This window comes from Petroclostridium sp. X23 (assembly GCF_030013905.1).
Classification (GTDB): domain Bacteria; phylum Bacillota; class Clostridia; order SK-Y3; family SK-Y3; genus X23.
The window spans coordinates 4,602,401-4,619,002 of record NZ_CP124862.1; the positions used below are offsets into that span (position 1 = coordinate 4,602,401).

Sequence of the window (16,602 nt, forward strand, 5' to 3'; positions counted from 1 at the left end):
AAATCAGTAATAGGAGGATAGATTATGGGAGAAAGACTTAGACCAGGTCCAATTCAAGGCTCACCATGTTTTAAAGAAGCAGTATGTATACAAACAGATAAGGTTTACGATTCCTGCAGAGAAAAAGACTGTTTGGAAGATTTAAGAGTATTTCTTACCAGACGGGGACAGGAAATCGTTGACAGAGCGATCAACGTTAAATGCAGAAAATCTGAAGTTATCTGGGTTTTCCCCGATGTAGAGGCTGTGCCATTTAACAGAGGTTTCTATACTGTAAGCGTAAAATTCTTCTTTAGAATCACATTAGACGTATTTACAGGCATAGGAAGACCTACAGAAGTAGAAGGTTTGGCCACTTTCGACAAGACAGTCATATTGTTCGGTTCGGAAGGTAATGCTAAAATCTTTGAATCTAAGTATAAAGAAGATGCCTTTGACCCGCAATTATGGCAAAAAACCAATATGCCGAAGTCCAAAGTTGAAGTCGTGGATCCAATCTGTCTGGCAGCAAAACTAGTTGACATTACCGACAGATTGTTCGAGACAGATGAAATCGACTTGGCAGGAGTACCTGAAAGTGTTTGCAACTGCTTTGATGATGAATTGGTAGCCGGTGCAGAAAGAAAGAGAGTATTTGTTTCCCTTGGATTGTTTACAATCATCAAGATCGAAAGAAATGTTCAATTACTTATCCCGGCATATGATTTCTGTATTCCTGAAAACGAATGTATCGCGGCTACTGAAGATAATCCGTGTGAATTGTTTGAAAGAATCAGATTCCCGGTTGATGAGTTCTTCCCGCCTCAGAAATTTGAATTTGAAGGTGCAGAAGACGTTTTCAACGAAAGAAGACCATGCAGTGACTAATGAGGATAATAAAAATCCGTATGCTAAAAAGCATACGGATTTTTATTATGTGTTGATTTTTTGATATAATATAGCTATTATAATTTATTCATATAGGAATTACATTTATTCAAGGAGAGTATTTTATCAGACAAATAAAAAGCAATATCGTATGATATTATGAAGACAGCTCAAGGAGATGATGGTGTTGGAGCTCACCGATTATGAAATAATACAGCTTTGTTTAAAAGGAAATCGGGAAGCATTTGAACAACTTGTCGGCAGGTATAAGAAGCTGATATATACAATTGTATACAGGATGATTCATAACAGGGAAGAAGTGAATGATATAGCCCAAGAAGTATTTATAAAGATCTATCGCTCTCTTGATAAGTATAATCCGGAATATAAGTTTTCTACGTGGGCTGTAAGGATAGCCACGAATCTATGCCTCGATATATTACGTAAGAAAAAAATCGAAACGGTATCGGTAGATGAGTTAACTTACCCGCCCGGACAGGAAGAAGATCCGGAAGCGGTATATTTAAAAACTGAGAGAACTAAACAAATTGATGAGGCTATTCAATCATTGCCGGATAAATATAAAGTACTTGTGGTATTATTTCATCATCAGGGATTTTCTTATGATGAAATATGTAAAACCTTGAATGAACCTTTAAGTATTGTGAAAAACCGGCTGCATAGGGCAAGGCAGATGTTAAGAGAGAAATTGGCGGAAGTAAGAAAGGAGGATGTTCTATGAAGTGCAGTGAAGTTAACGAAATGATGATGAAGTTCTTTGACGGTGAAACAAACGATATTGACCATTATTATTTTAAGCAACATTTAAAAAGCTGTCCTGATTGTGCAGAGCAGTATGCGGTTTTATCCGAAGTGATCGGCTTTATGGAAGAACAGCCACTGCTGGACCCTCCGGAGGATTTTGAAGAATGTGTCATGCAGTCGATAAGAGATACTTCTTCTAGAAAGAAGAATTTCTTACGGATACCTGCAGGGTTGGTATGTTTGCTGATAGGGGCCTCTTTCTTGATAATCACTGTTATAACTATTTTATTCTTACAAGGGTTTTCTACAATTAGTCTGATAAGTATGATTCTAAGTGAGGGATTTAGTATAGATATATTAAACAGCATCTTATTGACAGCAGAGAATGCATATAGAGCCTTAATGGTTCTGGGTAATTCTATATTTGATATATACTATGTATTGTTTAAAAATTACTATGATGTATTTTTTTCTATGGCTGCTATATTGGTCATCAGCTATACGATGAGTTCAAGAGTACTGAGACAGCATTGATGGGAAGCTGTAATGGACGGAGGTTAATATGAAGCAGATCGTTAAAGTTATAATTTTGTGTGTTTTTCTAATAGGCGTTGTAAACACTGCTTTCGCTGCAGCAAACTTTGAGGATAGAGTCAGTATATTTGGAAACATAAATATTGATAAGCCTTTAAGTGGGAGTGCAGTGGCGATTTTCGGCAGTGTAGACACCAAATATCCGGTGAGTGGAGATGTTGTAGCGGTTTTTGGAAATGTGAATGTACAGTCGAGTGTTGCCGGAGATGTTGTTTCGGTATTCGGAAGAGTAGCGTTAGGAAAGGAAGCTGTTGTAAATGGGGATGTGGTAGCTATTGGGCCCGGTGGTATAAACAGGTCTCTAGGTTCAAAAGTCCATGGAGATTCTGTAGGGATAAACTTTGGGACGGTAGATTTGCCTAATTTCAGAATGCAGCTTCCTCCACGTATCAATACCGGATTGGGGCTTTTCGGATTTTTGGGCAATATTGGATTTGTGATTATTACATTATTCGGACTGCTTACCATATCCTTTTCAGGTGAAAGGGTAAGAAGAATGTCTGAGTGCATAGAACAAAATATCATTCGTAAAGTCATCATAGGAATAGTGATATGCTTCTGTTTCCCTATTATTGCTATTTTATTGGCGCTGACCATCATTGGCCTGCCAATTGCAGTTATTTTTTTAGGGATTGCATTTATTCTTGGATTTTCATCATTGTGCGTTTATATAGGCAGAAAGATTTTAGAGCTGCTAAATAGTGATACCAACATATATGGGGAATTTATCATTGGAGCTATTATTTTTGCTATTACAATTTCAACAATTCACTTTGCGGGATGGATCGGTATTGCCTTAACCATACTATCTATCGGGATATCTTTTGATACCGGGTTTGGTAAAAATGCTAGACGGATGAACAACTGACATTCATATTACACAAACATTAAAACTTTATGAATAAACTGTTAACATTCCAGGAAAATATTGATATTATTTGGTTAATTCTATACAATATACTTGTAAGAAGTTTTCAGTAAAATTTGCCTCCTAATAATTTATGATATATTTTTAATCGGGCACAGAACCTAAGTTTCTGTGCTTTCTGCTGTTTGATGAATAGTAGGTAGACATATGGTTTGTGACATAATATAATAAGTGGGGAGTGGGGAGTGAATAGTGGGGAGAAAATGAAAAACTTTCCACTCCTTATTTAATGATTTCTAAATACAAAAGAAAAAATAATGTCAATGAGAGGGAGAAAAAAATGTTTAAATTAAGTAAATTTTTGTTTGGAATTATATTGATAGCTGTTTTAGTGTTTAATTTTGCCGCAGCAGACACCACCTTAACCGATGGTTCAATCGCCGACACAGTTGAACATGACGCAAAAGTTCCCATCTTATTGTATCATAACATTATGGATGACTTTGACCCAAAGCAGAGTTCGGTACATATAAGTCCCAAACTATTTGAGGAACATATGCTTTCACTGAAAAATGCAGGGTTCCATACTATTGATTTTAACCAGTACTACGATTATAGGATCAATGGACAGCCTTTACCTGAGAAGCCGGTTATCATTACTTTCGATGACGGATATAGCAGCAATTATGAACAAGCGTTTCCAACTTTAAAGCGTCTGGATATGAAAGCGACTATTTTTATATTGACAGGAAGAATGGGAGCGGCCGATGATGTGACATATCCTCATTTTACATGGAAGCAAGCCAGGGAAATGCAGGAAAGCGGAGTGATTGATATACAAAGTCATTCGGATCTGCATCCCAATATGATGCAACAGAGTGTGGGCCGTGTGCAGTTAGAATTAAGACGTTCAAAGTATTTGATTGAAAAGAATCTAAATAAGACATGTGATGTATTTGCTTATCCTTACGGTCTATATAATAATCAAGCACAAGAAATGGCCGAGAAAGCCGGATATAAGATGCAGGTGTTTGTCGGGGATAAAGGCGTTAATGAAGATGATACAAGCCTTCGGCAGCTAAAAAGACTAACAGCTTTTGGCAATATCAATGGAGAGCAACTAATTGAGATGATAAAGCAGAATACGGAAGGTCACTAAACACACAATTCACAGTTCACGGTTCACAGAGACACCATTTGAATCTGTGAACCGTGAACTGTGAACTGTGAACCATCATTTGCTCTTATCCCGAATTTTGAGCTCGTTCAACCGGGTATTGATAACGATTTCATACTTTTTGAGACAATTACTGCATTGGGTTTCATAGGTCTGGATTACTTCTTTTTTATTCATTGCAAGCAGATTGTGTTCTTGTTGAAAAACGTTATTGATGTTACATTTAGGATTCGGGCATTTCCACACAATCATAATAGTCCCTCCTTGATATAAGTCCTATTAATAATATATGATTTGAAATGCGGAAAAGTTACATAAAATTTGATCATATAGACAAAGTATAAACAAATGGATATAATAGGTGTGGTGATATTCCTAAAATATTTAGAGAGTACGGTGCCCAAATGAAAACAGTACATAAAACAGCAAAAACTGTACTAATAGTATTAATCATAAATGTTTTGTCCCGCGCATTGGCGCTTATGGCAAACTCCATTATTACGGCTTTTTATGGAGCAACAGCCCAGACCAGTGCGTATTCTTTTTCCACTGTTATTACCAATACGGTTACAGCAGTGATTGGCACTGCGCTAACAACAGCAGTCATACCTATATTTATTGAATTGCTGGAGGAGGATAATAAAGAGAGGGCGTATAAATTTATCAATGACACCATTTGGCTTACGGTAGCGGTCGGATCTTTACTTGCTGCGGCAGGGATGGTTGCCGCACCTTTTATTGCATCAGTCATAAAAGAAGAGAATTTTCACTTTGCGGTTTATTCTATTCGGGTAATGCTGCCGGCGATTGTTTTTATTAGTCTTTTCTTTGTTTTCAGTGGTGTTTTACAAGCTTCCGGCCGGTTTTATATGCCTGCAATGGTAAGCATCCCCAGTAGTCTGGTAAATATCCTATACATTTTTACAATGTCAAAATTTTTCGGGATGAGAGGATTGGTGGCAGCTACTTTGACAGGCTTTTTACTGCAAGCCTTAATATTGGTACCTCCCATGGTTAGAACCGGTTTTAGGTTTCAATTATCTTTTGATTATAAAAATAAGGATATTATACGTGTCTTTAAACTAACGGGGCCGGTCATTATCGGAGTGTGTGCTTATCAGATCAATTTGCTGACCAACAGTTCTATTGCTATTTCATATAACAGTGAGAAATATGTCGTGTTGAATAATATGCAGAATTTAGGCATCCAGGTCATATTGACACTGATTTATGCCATCACATCGGTAATGTATCCCAAACTAGCCGCATATGCAGCCAGCAAGGATATGGAAGGTTTTAAGCGAAGTTTGAACGCCATCATTAAAGCTGTAGTTCTTTTGCTTTTACCGGTGTCGGCAGGATTTATTCTGCTAAGCACACCTATGGTGGATATCATTTACGGTTACAAAAAATTTGGAGCGGAAGATGTGGCATTGGGCGCAGAGATATTTTCTTTGTATGCAATAGGAATAATTGGGATAGGATTTAAGGAAATTATAGATAGAGCTTTTTACTCAATAAAGAATACAAAGATCCCCGCATACAACGGCGTATTTATCATGATTATAAATATCGGGTTGAGTGTTATGCTGGTACGATACATGGGTTTGAAAGGAGTTTCTCTATCTTACTCAATAGCGGCATTGGCAGGGGGCGTGCTGCTTTTGTTTTTGATTCAGAGAAAGATAGGAAGCATTGGAATGAAAAGTATATTTTTTACCGGTATAAAATCATTCGCAGCCTGTGCTGTAATGAGTGCGGCGGTATTAATCATAGGACAAGCATTGCACGGGATGGGAACAAGCGCATCTAAAGCAGGATATGTTTTAACGCTGGTGATTCAAGTCGGCTTAGGTGCGGTAGTATATGGCATTTGTCTTATGGTGTTAAGGGTAAAAGAGGTTTCTGAGATTGTACATAATGTGGTTAAATTAAGGAAATAGGAAGTGTTTATAGTGGAAGTTTCTCTTGTAATACCTGCATATAATGAAGAAAAAAGAATTACGCGTACTATAGATCATGTATTGAAGTTTATGGATGAGAATTTTACCGAATATGAAGTGATGGTAGTGGATGATGGAAGTACTGACAAGACAGTTAATATATTAAAAAGATATGCCGGCAGTAACTTACGAATTATATGCCAAGGCGTCAATAAAGGAAAAGGACAAGCAATAAAAACAGGGATGATGCAAGCAAAAGGCAAATATGTTTTTTTTACCGATGCCGATTTGCCTTATCCTTTGCAGAGCATGCTGCAAGCGATAGAAATCTTTGAAAAAACAGGCGCTTATCTGGTGATCGGTTCGAGGGATTTATATAAGGAAAAGCCGGATATCCCTTATCCGTTTCACCGAAAACTTATATCTAAGGCGTTTTCAATGTTTATTAATAGTGTGCTGCATCTGGGGATTGCAGATACACAGTGTGGGTTTAAAGGCTTTCGTAACGATGCTGCTAAAGCGATCTTTCCGCTTATAACCATCAATGGCTTTGGTTTTGATTTTGAAATGCTGTATATAGCTAGGAAGATTGGATGTAATATTAAATTGGTTGCAGTCAATTTGAGTCACTCTGGGGGTTCGAAAGTCAATCTTATTTCGGATTCCCTAAAGATGATGGCCGATGCATTTAAGGTGAGATTCAACGACTGGAAAGGTTATTATGAGTCATCTGCTTCTTATCGCTATGCGGAGGGGAAATAGGTTGAGAAAATATATAAAACTTGGCATCGGAGTATTATTTACAGCATTATTTTTATACCTTTCGTATAAGAGAGTGGGTAGTTTGGGGTTAAAGGCAGCAATGGCATATCCGATCAATTATTTGCTGATACTGATATCTGTGATTTTTTTTGTTCTGTCTCAATGGTTCAGGGCATTGGCATGGAGCAGAGGCATGGACAGGGAATTTGAGTCTTTGAGGGTTTTTAAGGCTGTATGCATTGGGAACGGTACGAACATGGTTATGCCTTTTCGGTTAGGTGAAGCAGCGAGAATCGCTGTGCTGGGAAACGGTAAAAGCCGTTCCTATGCAAATGCCGGTGTATGCCTCCTGGTAGAAAGATTAACAGACATCATCATATTAATGACGCTTGCGGTAGGGGCAGTCTTTTTTATAAACTTCAGTGAATCTATATTAAATAAAATTGAAGAACTGCGGAATTTCATTATGGTGGTGGTTGTATTAGCTTTGTTGGCAGGTGGCAGCATGATCTGGATCAAACGGACAGGAAGAAATGATTTTTCATGGCTTTGTGATAATGCGCTTGCAGCAAGAGTGATTAGTATCATACAACAGATACAGGTCTTCAAATCTCCGGTAAATCTCTTAAAAGCAGCCGGTTTCTTGTTTGTATCATGGTCTTGTGTGTATTTTTGCACGCTGGCAGGTATTTTAAGTGTTGGGCTGGACATGTCAAAAGCGTTATCCGGTGCGCTGGCAGTACTCATATTGACCAATCTTGCGATGCTCATTCCGGCGGCGCCCGGAGGCATAGGGGTTTTCCAATATGCATGCATATATGCACTGGGTGTACTTGGTATCGGGGGAACGGCAGCGGCAGTACTTTCGGTTTTGCTGCATATTGTCCAGTATGCTGCTTTATTGCCTCTTGCACTTTACTTTGTTTTTACTGAAAAGATGGTTTTTAAAAATAAGAACTTAACGATGATAGACAATAATTCTCAGTTATCCGATGATATGGAGCCGGATGAGGAAATGGATAACGGGGAAGGAACAAAAGCGGGGGACGCAAATTGAACAAACTGCAAAAGAGACTCAATGTCGGAATGTTTTGGATCGTACTATTTGGACTGGTACTGGTTAAATACGGCTATTACGGGTTTCGATATTTTCCGGTCATAGATGATTGGATTCAATATGGAGGATATCCACTTTATGAAGATATATTCAAAGATGTAATCCTGCGGGTGGGCACCTATACGACACGGCCTCTGGCGTCACTCTCCGATCCTTATATATGGGGTCAAATGTGGGAGTATATGTGGGCGGCGTTTTTGATCATAACCATCCTTCATTTTATAAGTGCATGGCTGTTATACAAGGTATTTGCATATAACAAGATGCCGGTAAGCATGATTTTTGCTGTCATATATCTCCTTCTACCGCTCGGAAGTGAGGCCACCTATTGGATTTCCGCTTCCTCCAGAATTGTGGTAGGCATGTTTTTTATGGCGTTATCACTGTATCTGCTGAGTTTACATATACATGTTGGGAGTGGGGAGTGGGGAGTGGGGAGTGAAGAGAAAAAGCAAAATACACTGTTGGCTGGTTTTGCGTTAACGCATCTTGCTTCGTTTGGTTACTATGAACAGGTTATTATTCTAAGTTTTGTCAGTGCATTGTTAGTCATCATATTAAATTGGTCAAGGGTAAAGAATAAATGGATTGTGACAGTGCCTTTTATTAATTTGTTTATCATTGGTGCATATTACAAGTTCTTCGGGAATACAGGCAACCTTGCACAAAGAGGGCAGGTTGTAGACGGAAAGTACATAGAACATTTCAATAAGGTGATTGACAAGATTTCCGATGTATGGGGGCGCGCGCATCTGCCCTTATATACGAATGGTTTTAGAAGAGGGATAGAGGTATTATTCCACAATCATTCATATTTTTACATGATACTTATCTTGTTAATGAGCAGTTTAGCATGTTTATATGTAATTAACGATAAAACTGATAAAAATATCAAAAAAAACCTCTTAAAGATAGCAATAGGATTGCTGTTGTTTTGGGTACCGTTCGGTGTCAACTTCCTGCTGAAAGATATTTGGATCAGCAATCGTAACGCTTTTACATCTTTTATAGGGTTAGGATTGATGGCCGAGGGTATGATCAGTACTTTTAACGGTGGAAAGATCATAAATTACATAAAAGGTTTAGGGATATTTGCAGCCGTATTTATATTTCTGATTGTAAATGTTTCGGAGCTTACCGATTATAAAAGCATTAGTGAAATAGACAGAAAAATATGCAGCAATGTCGTATCTGCCATACAAAACAAGGAGTTCTATAAGGGAAGAAAAAGTGCCATCGTATTTGGAACCCGGCCGGTCTATATAGAGCAGAATATGTATTTTCATGAGCATATTCACAATGTTACTGAGAGCGATTGGGCGTTTACAGGAGGAGTGAGGGCGATTGCCGGGAATGTCAAAATTCAATCTGTAAAGCCGATGCATAAATGGCATGCTGTTTCGCTTAAGGATGATATATGGAGCAAGAATATCCTATTGGGTATAGATAATGATTTAAGCGTTTTTCCATTAAAGGCTGCTAGCGGGAACAATGGCGATATTTTACTGTCTAAGCGTAATGGAGATTACTTTGGACAATTGGAAAAACAGGGGAATGGGACATATGTGCTTCAAATGCCTTGAAGTTCAATAATATTTACAACGTATTAAAGTTTTTACATTGCCAAACGGTTTTGAGGCGGTGTATGTGTCCTTCAGAGACGCGCCCAAACTCACTTCGTTCAAACAGTGGACGGTCTCTTACGGAAACATACACCACTTCAAAACTATCGTTACTGTAATTTCTGTAATGCGTTATATATAACAAGGAGAATGATGATGATAAAAGTTTTGTATTTATTAAATCATGCAGGAAAAGGGGGAACAGAGCAATATGTGCGCATACTTACCGAGGACTTTCACCAAAAGAAGGCCGAGTGTTTTTTTGCGTATAATGAAGATGGGCCGCTGGTAGAGCAAATGGAAGGCTTGGGAGTAGAAACATTTCAAATTCCTATGAAGCATCCTTTTGACCTTCAAGCGGCAAAAAAGTTGAGCAGCCTCTGCAAGAAGTTACAAATTGATATTATACATACCCAGTTTTTAAGAGAGAACTATATCGCCATTTTATCCAGAATATTTAATCCTAAGGTTCAGGTGGTATATACCAATCATTTTATCTTACATAACAATATTATACAGAAGCTTACCAATCGTCTGCTCATTCCTTTTGAGAAAGCAGTGATTGCCGTATGCAATAGAGGAAAAGAGGTAATGATCTCTAATGGTCTTCCTCAACAAAAAATAAAAGTAGTTTTTAATGGAGTAAAATATGATGCGGATTACCTCCCTGAGTCGTCTAATATAAGAAAAGAATTGGGGATTGATGAAGATACATTTGTACTGCTGAGCTTATCGAGGTTTTCTTCCGAGAAAGGGCTTGATTTTTTAGTGAAATCGATTGCACAATTCAGCAGTATTTCCCGGGAAAAATTTAAATGCTTAATGGTAGGAGATGGAGCGCTATATGACGAAATAAAAGGGATGGTCACGCAGTTGGGCCTTGATGAATATGTGATATTTACGGGATTTAGGACCGATATAGAAAATATTATTATGGGAAGCGATTTGTTTATCAATTCTTCCTCTAATGAGGCGTTAAGCTTTGCGATCTTGGAGGTGCTTTCAAAAGGGGTACCGGTAATCGCTACGGATGTGGGCGGTAACAGCGATATCATCAGTAAAGAAAACGACTGTGGAATACTGGTACCTTTCGGAGATGAGAAAGCGATGGCACAAGCTATAAATCAAATGATTATTGAGAAGGACCTCTATGCCGGATATAAAAGAAATGCTCCTATTGTAGTACGAGATAAATTTAATCTTGAAATCATGCTAAAGGAAACATATAATTTATATATTAAGGAATGACGGAATAATGATGCCGGATTTTCAAGCGAGGGATTTTTTGATAAAAATTATTATTTCGTCATTCCTAAGTAATACAAGCTATTAGATTTACAATGTATATTAAAAAAGAGAAGGATGGTGCAAGCATGTTAATAGATGATAAAGGAAGACTTTTCGGCAAATTTAATATTATTGATTTATTGATTGTATTGGTTATACTTGGTGCGGCAGCGGGAGCTTTCTATAAATTTGGGAAGGCAAATGTTGGCCCCATTGTTAAACAGGATGAAATCATTATTAAATTCTTTGCGGATGAAGCGCCGGAATATGCGGCAAAAGCAGTGAAAGTAGGCGATGTTGCCACTGATGACCAAAAAAATACTTATTTTGGCCAAGTAATAGAAGAGCCGGTGATAGATGGCTCGCTTTCCTACGGTGTGAATAGTGAGGGCAAATATGTGCAGAGCTCAAAGCCTGGACTGGCTTCAGCGATTATTACAGTTCAAGGTAAAGGAACAAAAGGACAGAATGGTGCTGTGTTTGGCGGTGTGAATTACGGTGTGGGTGAAACCGTTGTACTAAATGTAGGAAAGAGTACCATATGGGTAAGAGTATATGATGTGGAAGTAAAGGAGTAGCAGATTTATGTTTGGTAGCTATATATTACAGAAATCCACAGAACTGATGTTTGCAGTTGTTAAATCGTATAAATATAGCAATACAGAGCGTATTTTGCAACGGATATCCGAAAAAATAGCACATCTTTGCGGCGGCAGTACGATATGCAGATACATAAGCAGAAATGAAAGAATATCCAAAGCTTGGGAAAACAGTCTTATTTATCGATGCGTAGATGGATTGATACACTTTAAAATTTTATTACTAAGAAAAATGCATGAAGGTATTGCTAACTTGTCGGAGAACAGTATTGCGGGCAGGACTAATAAGTCTTTTTTTAAACCGTTATCATCGGTATCCACTGCCACTATGGCTCTTTCATGCATACTTGCCGGTTTTATATTCATGAATATAATGATTTCCTGGCAGCATAATGCATTGACATCTGTCGGTGCTATCACAAGGATTGTTCTAATGCTGGCAATATCATTCCCTGTTTGGGTTGATAATAAAAAGCTTTCGCAAGCTATAGAAAACAGCATTTTTGTTAGAATTGTCAAATGGGTCATAGCGTCTTAGGGGAATATGACTATAACTATAAGTTAGCAATATATTAAATAATTGGATATTGCAAGTCAATGGAACGCCACGGGGGGCGTTCCCTACGAATTGCAAATCATGTATGAATGGAATTTGGTGTTCTATGTAGGGAACGGCCCCTGTGCCGTTCCGACTCATATAGTTATCTATATCAGAGGGCTATCAAAATGTTTTCCGAGCTCCGGGCTTAAAAATATAAGGAGTAAAATATTATGAAACTAAATGCATTTAAAACATTTTATATAATAATAGGATTGTTTGTTGGAGCACTCTGCTTTTTCGTTTCACCTGTTAAGGTAGTTGCGATGGTAGCAGGTGTCACTGTAATACTGATTACCTTTTTTCATTTTGAGATAGGGCTCAGCTTATTTTTATTAGGGGTTTTTATCATACCTCATCAGTACTGGAACAATATATACAGTATCGGTGCCATTGGCTTTTATGTGGTGGTATATGCACTAAAAGTTGCGGGTAACAAAAAATACTCTTTTAATATAAAAACCCTTGATTTTATGTTTTTATTGTTTGCGTTGACTATCGTATTATCAACCATTACCTCCATTACGCCGATGGCGAGTATAAAGACGATGGCCTTTTATATTACCGCGCTTGTGCTGGTAGTATTATTAACCAATAGCATTACTTCAAGGAAAAGCCTTAATTACGTATTAATCGCATTATATATCGCGGTACTGCTTACATCGATATATGGTGTATACCAGGGTATTGTAGGTGTAGAGGTGGATTTAGCGTTGACAGATGTTGAATTAAATCAGGGCATGCCGGGAAGAATATATTCCACGCTGGAGAATGCCAATAATTATGCGGAATACTTGATTCTGATGGTTCCTTTTTGTGTGGCGTATATATTCAATTTAAAGAGCAGGTATAAACAGGTTCTTTTCGGATGTACATTGATTCTTCCTGTGATAGCCCTGGCGATTACTTACTCAAGAGCAGGATATGTGGCTTTTGCCATTGCAGTCTTTGTTTTCATGGCATTTAAGAACTGGAGATTGGTTCCCGTAGCGCTTGTGGCCGGGGTGATGGCCATTCCGTTTTTGCCCCAGTCCATTATGAATAGGATTATGACTATCACCAATTTCAGAGATTCCTCGATTGCCTACAGATTTTATATCTGGGAAGGAGCCATGGATTTATTAAAGGATTATTGGACAACCGGAATCGGTATTGGTCCTGAGCCTTTTGCAAGGATTTCACCTAACTATATGAGTTCTTATGTTACTAAGGCTGCCCATTCACATACACTCTTTTTAGAGGTATGGGTGGAAATGGGAGTGGTGGCAATTGTCAGCTTTATATGGCATCTCATAAGAATAGTAAAGAAAGCTATAAAAGTGGTGTATACCGGTGACCGATATCACGGAAACATTTTGATTGCCGGCATTTCGGCATTAGCAGGGATCAGCTTTATGGGATTAGTAGAATATGTATGGTTTTATCCCAGGATCATGTTGGCATTTTGGCTGGTATTGGGATTGATGATGACTTCTTTAAAGCTTGCTGCAAAAGAAGGTGAACTATGAGATTCACCAAGCATGCAGCACTTTTATTATATTATTTTATTGCAAGGCACTTGCCTGCTTCCGATTCCGCGTACTCTTTGGGAGCGAAAAGAATAAGAAGGATGCTGTGCAAAAGGATTTTTGATGATGTCGCACCAGGAGTCAATATCGAACATGGTGTGTTTTTCGGAGGCGGCGCAGGGATCTCTATCGGCACAAATTCCGGCTTGGGATTAAACTGTCGTGTTCAGGGGCCGGTATCCATCGGCGATAATGTCATGATGGGCCCGGATGTATTGATATATACCCGTAATCATCGTATTGACAGGACGGACATCCCCATGATCAAACAAGGAGATACCGAGCCCAGGCCGGTGATGATAGGGGATGATGTATGGATTGGCGCCAGAGCAGTGATTCTTCCGGGAGTGACAATCGGAAGGGGTGCTGTCGTGGCTGCAGGTGCGATCGTTACCAAGAGTGTCGCACCTTATACCATCGTTGGAGGAAATCCTGCAAGAAAAATAAAATCTAGAAAAGAAAATGAGGAAAATGTATGAAAGCATTGCACCTTATCAGCGGTGGCGATAGTGGTGGCGCAAAAACCCACGTTTTTTCCTTATTAGGAGAATTGAAAAACCATATAGATGTCAAGATCATATGTTTTACCTCCGGTATCTTTTATCAGGAAATACTGGATATGGACATACCAGTGGATTTGTTTCTGCAAAAGCACAGATATGACTTGAGCGTGGTAAAAAAACTGGTCACCCTAATCCGTGATGAGAAATATGAGATTATTCATACTCATGGAGCCAGAGCTAATTTTATAGCAGCCATCTTAAAGAGATATATACGTCTGCCTATTGTTACTACTGTGCATAGCGACTACTTGTTGGATTTTGATGGAAGTCTCTATAGGCGGTTGGTATATACCGGATTAAACATGTTGTCTTTAAAATATATGGACTATTATATCGCTGTATCCGAGAATTTCAGAGAGATGTTGATATCAAGAAAATACCCGCCTCATAAGGTTTTTACCGTATACAACGGTATAGATTTTGATAGTAAAATCAGTTATTGTTCGCGGGAGCAATTCTTGACGGACCATGGCATTACAGTAGATCAAGATGATGTCTTGGTGGGCATTATCGGCAGGTTGGATAAAGTAAAGGGACATGAAGTATTTGTAAAAGCAGCAGCCGAGGTAGCATCAAAAGCACCTCAGTGCCGTTTTATGCTTGCGGGAGACGGAAATGAAAGAAAAAATCTTGAGGAAATGGCAGAACAACTTGGAATACGGGATAAAGTGGTCTTTTTAGGGTTTATCGATAAGATTTACGATCTTATAAATGCACTGGACATTAATACACTTACTTCATACAGTGAAAGCTTTCCATATGTATTATTGGAAGGAGCAAGGCTGCGAAAACCGACTATAAGTTCAGCGGTAGGAGGGATTCCGGATCTCATCAAAGATGGGCAAAACGGATATCTTTTCAAATCTACTGACCATTCGGAAATGGCTGAAAAATTATTGAAACTGGTTAATAATAAGGATTTAAGGAAAGAGTTCGGACAAAAGCTATATGAAAGAGCCAGAGACAGCTTTTCGAATAAGAGCCTAGCTAACAGGCATATTGAAATCTACCGGGAAATACTAAAGATGCAGGATGGTTGAAGGGGAAATGATGATGTACGATGTAGTTATATCAGGTTACTATGGTTTTAAGAATAGCGGCGATGATGCGATCCTGTTAGCGATTATTCAAAGTTTGAAGGTTTATAAGCCCGATATCAAGATTAATGTTTTATCTATGAATCCTAGGGAGACCCGAAGGCTTTATGGTGTAGATTCTGTAAATAGGTTTAATTTACTCGACCTCTACAGGGTGATTAAAAATTGTAAGCTTTTTATCAATGGCGGAGGAAGCCTGTTGCAGGATATTACCAGTACCCGCTCGCTTCTTTATTATTTGGAAACCATTAAGCTGGCATTAAAGATGAATAAAAAAGTGATGTTGTATGCCAATGGCATTGGACCTATTAGAATGAAAAGCAATGAAAAAATGGTAAGAGATGTGGCCAATCGGGTAGATTTGATTACATTGCGAGAAGAGGCATCTTTAAAGGAGATTCAAAGATTGGGTATAGATAAGCCGCCGGTATGGGTGACCGCTGACCCTGCTCTTACATTAAAACCGGTAGATGATGAAAAAGTAGATAAAATGTTAATGGATGAAGGAATCCAATTTAAAAATCCGGTTGTATGTATTTCTATCAGAGGCTGGCAGCAGCAAGAAAATAAATATAGTGATATTATTGCAAAGGCAGCCGATTATATGAAAGATACATATAATACGGATATTTTACTGATGCCCATGCACTTTCCACAGGACTTGCATGTCATGCAAGAGATCGCGCAAAAAATGAAGCATACTCCTTTTATACTCAAAAAGAGATATCAGGTACCGGAATTGCTCGGCATTATTAAAAGGACTGATTTACTGATCGGGATGCGGCTTCATGCGTTGATATATGCCGCAACGCTTGCGGTGCCAATGATAGGACTTGCGTATGAGGCGAAGGTGGAAGGTTTTCTAAACTATCTGGGGCAAGCTTGTGCGGGAGATATATCAACCATCCAGTATGATCAGTTATGTGAAATTATAGACGATATATGGCCAAATCGGCATAATGTATGCACCCAGATGCAAGACGTGGTTTCAAAGTTAAAAGAAAAAGCCATGGAAAATGCCCGCATGGCAGTAGAATTAATTGAAAAGCAATAATAGAAAATTCCTAATGAATAAGCATTCATTAGGAATTTTTATTCGATGAAGAACGTTAAAAGTATTCTTATCAACTAGATGTATTTTAGTAGTTTTATTGTAGGGGCGGACGACCCTGTCC

At 38.4% G+C, this 16,602-nt stretch carries 17 protein-coding genes; 16 read left to right on the forward strand and 1 reads right to left on the reverse strand.

Going from position 1 to position 16,602, the window contains the following annotated elements; genetic code table 11:
- Nucleotides 1–24 precede the first annotated feature (24 nt).
- The 5 genes from QKW49_RS21600 (at nucleotide 25) to QKW49_RS21620 (ending at nucleotide 4,253) form a co-directional block, all read left to right on the forward strand.
- Nucleotides 25–867 carry a hypothetical protein gene (locus QKW49_RS21600; RefSeq protein WP_282864712.1) on the forward strand — a complete coding sequence of 281 codons (843 nt, stop codon included), beginning with the start codon at nucleotides 25–27 and terminating at the stop codon, nucleotides 865–867.
- A gap of 181 nt (nucleotides 868–1,048) precedes the next feature.
- Nucleotides 1,049–1,609, forward strand: coding sequence for a sigma-70 family RNA polymerase sigma factor (locus QKW49_RS21605; RefSeq protein ID WP_282868208.1), 561 nt, complete (start codon nucleotides 1,049–1,051; stop codon nucleotides 1,607–1,609).
- Complete coding sequence (locus QKW49_RS21610) at nucleotides 1,606–2,166, forward strand: zf-HC2 domain-containing protein (RefSeq protein ID WP_282864713.1); 561 nt, start codon at nucleotides 1,606–1,608, stop codon at nucleotides 2,164–2,166. Before QKW49_RS21605 ends, QKW49_RS21610 begins: the two co-directional genes overlap by 4 nt.
- 28 nt (nucleotides 2,167–2,194) lie before the next feature.
- Nucleotides 2,195–3,094 carry a hypothetical protein gene (locus QKW49_RS21615; RefSeq protein WP_282864714.1) on the forward strand — a complete coding sequence of 300 codons (900 nt, stop codon included), beginning with the start codon at nucleotides 2,195–2,197 and terminating at the stop codon, nucleotides 3,092–3,094.
- Nucleotides 3,095–3,434: 340 nt separating this feature from the next.
- A complete protein-coding gene (locus tag QKW49_RS21620) occupies nucleotides 3,435–4,253 on the forward strand; it encodes a polysaccharide deacetylase family protein (RefSeq protein WP_282864715.1) in 819 nt (272 codons plus the stop codon).
- 75 nt (nucleotides 4,254–4,328) lie between these two features.
- Here the strand turns inward: QKW49_RS21620 and QKW49_RS21625 are convergent, their stop codons facing one another.
- Nucleotides 4,329–4,523, reverse strand: coding sequence for a hypothetical protein (locus QKW49_RS21625; protein ID WP_282864716.1), 195 nt, complete (start codon nucleotides 4,521–4,523; stop codon nucleotides 4,329–4,331).
- A 152-nt stretch (nucleotides 4,524–4,675) separates the two neighbouring features.
- On the opposite strand from QKW49_RS21625, the gene murJ reads away from it, so the two are divergent.
- The 11 genes from murJ (at nucleotide 4,676) to csaB (ending at nucleotide 16,481) form a co-directional block, all read left to right on the forward strand.
- On the forward strand, nucleotides 4,676–6,214 hold the full coding sequence (gene murJ, locus QKW49_RS21630) for a murein biosynthesis integral membrane protein MurJ (protein WP_282864717.1): 1,539 nt from the start codon (nucleotides 4,676–4,678) through the stop codon (nucleotides 6,212–6,214).
- A gap of 12 nt (nucleotides 6,215–6,226) precedes the next feature.
- Complete coding sequence (locus tag QKW49_RS21635) at nucleotides 6,227–6,976, forward strand: dolichyl-phosphate beta-glucosyltransferase (RefSeq protein WP_282864718.1); 750 nt, start codon at nucleotides 6,227–6,229, stop codon at nucleotides 6,974–6,976.
- 1 nt (nucleotide 6,977) lies between these two features.
- Nucleotides 6,978–8,033 carry a lysylphosphatidylglycerol synthase transmembrane domain-containing protein gene (locus tag QKW49_RS21640; protein WP_282864719.1) on the forward strand — a complete coding sequence of 352 codons (1,056 nt, stop codon included), beginning with the start codon at nucleotides 6,978–6,980 and terminating at the stop codon, nucleotides 8,031–8,033.
- Nucleotides 8,030–9,676 (forward strand): glucosyltransferase domain-containing protein, encoded by a 1,647-nt coding sequence (locus QKW49_RS21645; RefSeq protein ID WP_282864720.1) that lies wholly within the window; start codon nucleotides 8,030–8,032, stop codon nucleotides 9,674–9,676. The genes QKW49_RS21640 and QKW49_RS21645 overlap by 4 nt, the downstream gene beginning before the upstream one ends.
- A 195-nt stretch (nucleotides 9,677–9,871) precedes the next feature.
- A complete protein-coding gene (locus QKW49_RS21650; RefSeq protein WP_282864721.1) occupies nucleotides 9,872–10,963 on the forward strand; it encodes a glycosyltransferase in 1,092 nt (363 codons plus the stop codon).
- Nucleotides 10,964–11,088: 125 nt separating this feature from the next.
- Nucleotides 11,089–11,580, forward strand: a complete 492-nt coding sequence (locus QKW49_RS21655; RefSeq protein ID WP_282864722.1) for a DUF4330 domain-containing protein — start codon at nucleotides 11,089–11,091, stop codon at nucleotides 11,578–11,580.
- A 7-nt stretch (nucleotides 11,581–11,587) separates the two neighbouring features.
- Nucleotides 11,588–12,139 (forward strand): hypothetical protein, encoded by a 552-nt coding sequence (locus QKW49_RS21660; RefSeq protein WP_282864723.1) that lies wholly within the window; start codon nucleotides 11,588–11,590, stop codon nucleotides 12,137–12,139.
- Nucleotides 12,140–12,372: 233 nt separating this feature from the next.
- Nucleotides 12,373–13,707 carry an O-antigen ligase family protein gene (locus QKW49_RS21665; RefSeq protein WP_282864724.1) on the forward strand — a complete coding sequence of 445 codons (1,335 nt, stop codon included), beginning with the start codon at nucleotides 12,373–12,375 and terminating at the stop codon, nucleotides 13,705–13,707.
- The gene (locus QKW49_RS21670) at nucleotides 13,704–14,246 is read left to right on the forward strand and encodes a DapH/DapD/GlmU-related protein (RefSeq protein ID WP_282864725.1); all 543 of its coding nucleotides are present in this window, start codon (nucleotides 13,704–13,706) and stop codon (nucleotides 14,244–14,246) included. Before QKW49_RS21665 ends, QKW49_RS21670 begins: the two co-directional genes overlap by 4 nt.
- Nucleotides 14,243–15,370: a glycosyltransferase family 4 protein gene (locus QKW49_RS21675; RefSeq protein WP_282864726.1), complete on the forward strand. Its 1,128-nt coding sequence runs from the start codon at nucleotides 14,243–14,245 to the stop codon at nucleotides 15,368–15,370. Before QKW49_RS21670 ends, QKW49_RS21675 begins: the two co-directional genes overlap by 4 nt.
- A 10-nt stretch (nucleotides 15,371–15,380) precedes the next feature.
- A complete protein-coding gene (gene csaB / locus QKW49_RS21680) occupies nucleotides 15,381–16,481 on the forward strand; it encodes a polysaccharide pyruvyl transferase CsaB (RefSeq protein ID WP_282864727.1) in 1,101 nt (366 codons plus the stop codon).
- Nucleotides 16,482–16,602 lie beyond the last annotated feature (121 nt).

Excerpts from the sequence above, each read along its gene's own strand:
- QKW49_RS21605 (WP_282868208.1), top strand. The coding sequence starts at position 1,049 with ATGGTGTTGGAGCTCACCGATTATGAAATAATACAGCTTTGTTTAAAA.
- murJ (WP_282864717.1), top strand. The coding sequence starts at position 4,676 with ATGAAAACAGTACATAAAACAGCAAAAACTGTACTAATAGTATTAATC.
- csaB (WP_282864727.1), top strand. The coding sequence starts at position 15,381 with ATGATGTACGATGTAGTTATATCAGGTTACTATGGTTTTAAGAATAGC.
- QKW49_RS21665 (WP_282864724.1), top strand. The coding sequence starts at position 12,373 with ATGAAACTAAATGCATTTAAAACATTTTATATAATAATAGGATTGTTT.
- QKW49_RS21620 (WP_282864715.1), top strand. The coding sequence starts at position 3,435 with ATGTTTAAATTAAGTAAATTTTTGTTTGGAATTATATTGATAGCTGTT.
- QKW49_RS21655 (WP_282864722.1), top strand. The coding sequence starts at position 11,089 with ATGTTAATAGATGATAAAGGAAGACTTTTCGGCAAATTTAATATTATT.
- QKW49_RS21625 (WP_282864716.1), bottom strand. The coding sequence starts at position 4,523 with ATGATTGTGTGGAAATGCCCGAATCCTAAATGTAACATCAATAACGTT.
- QKW49_RS21675 (WP_282864726.1), top strand. The coding sequence starts at position 14,243 with ATGAAAGCATTGCACCTTATCAGCGGTGGCGATAGTGGTGGCGCAAAA.
- QKW49_RS21670 (WP_282864725.1), top strand. The coding sequence starts at position 13,704 with ATGAGATTCACCAAGCATGCAGCACTTTTATTATATTATTTTATTGCA.
- QKW49_RS21660 (WP_282864723.1), top strand. The coding sequence starts at position 11,588 with ATGTTTGGTAGCTATATATTACAGAAATCCACAGAACTGATGTTTGCA.
- QKW49_RS21615 (WP_282864714.1), top strand. The coding sequence starts at position 2,195 with ATGAAGCAGATCGTTAAAGTTATAATTTTGTGTGTTTTTCTAATAGGC.
- QKW49_RS21600 (WP_282864712.1), top strand. The coding sequence starts at position 25 with ATGGGAGAAAGACTTAGACCAGGTCCAATTCAAGGCTCACCATGTTTT.
- QKW49_RS21650 (WP_282864721.1), top strand. The coding sequence starts at position 9,872 with ATGATAAAAGTTTTGTATTTATTAAATCATGCAGGAAAAGGGGGAACA.
- QKW49_RS21610 (WP_282864713.1), top strand. The coding sequence starts at position 1,606 with ATGAAGTGCAGTGAAGTTAACGAAATGATGATGAAGTTCTTTGACGGT.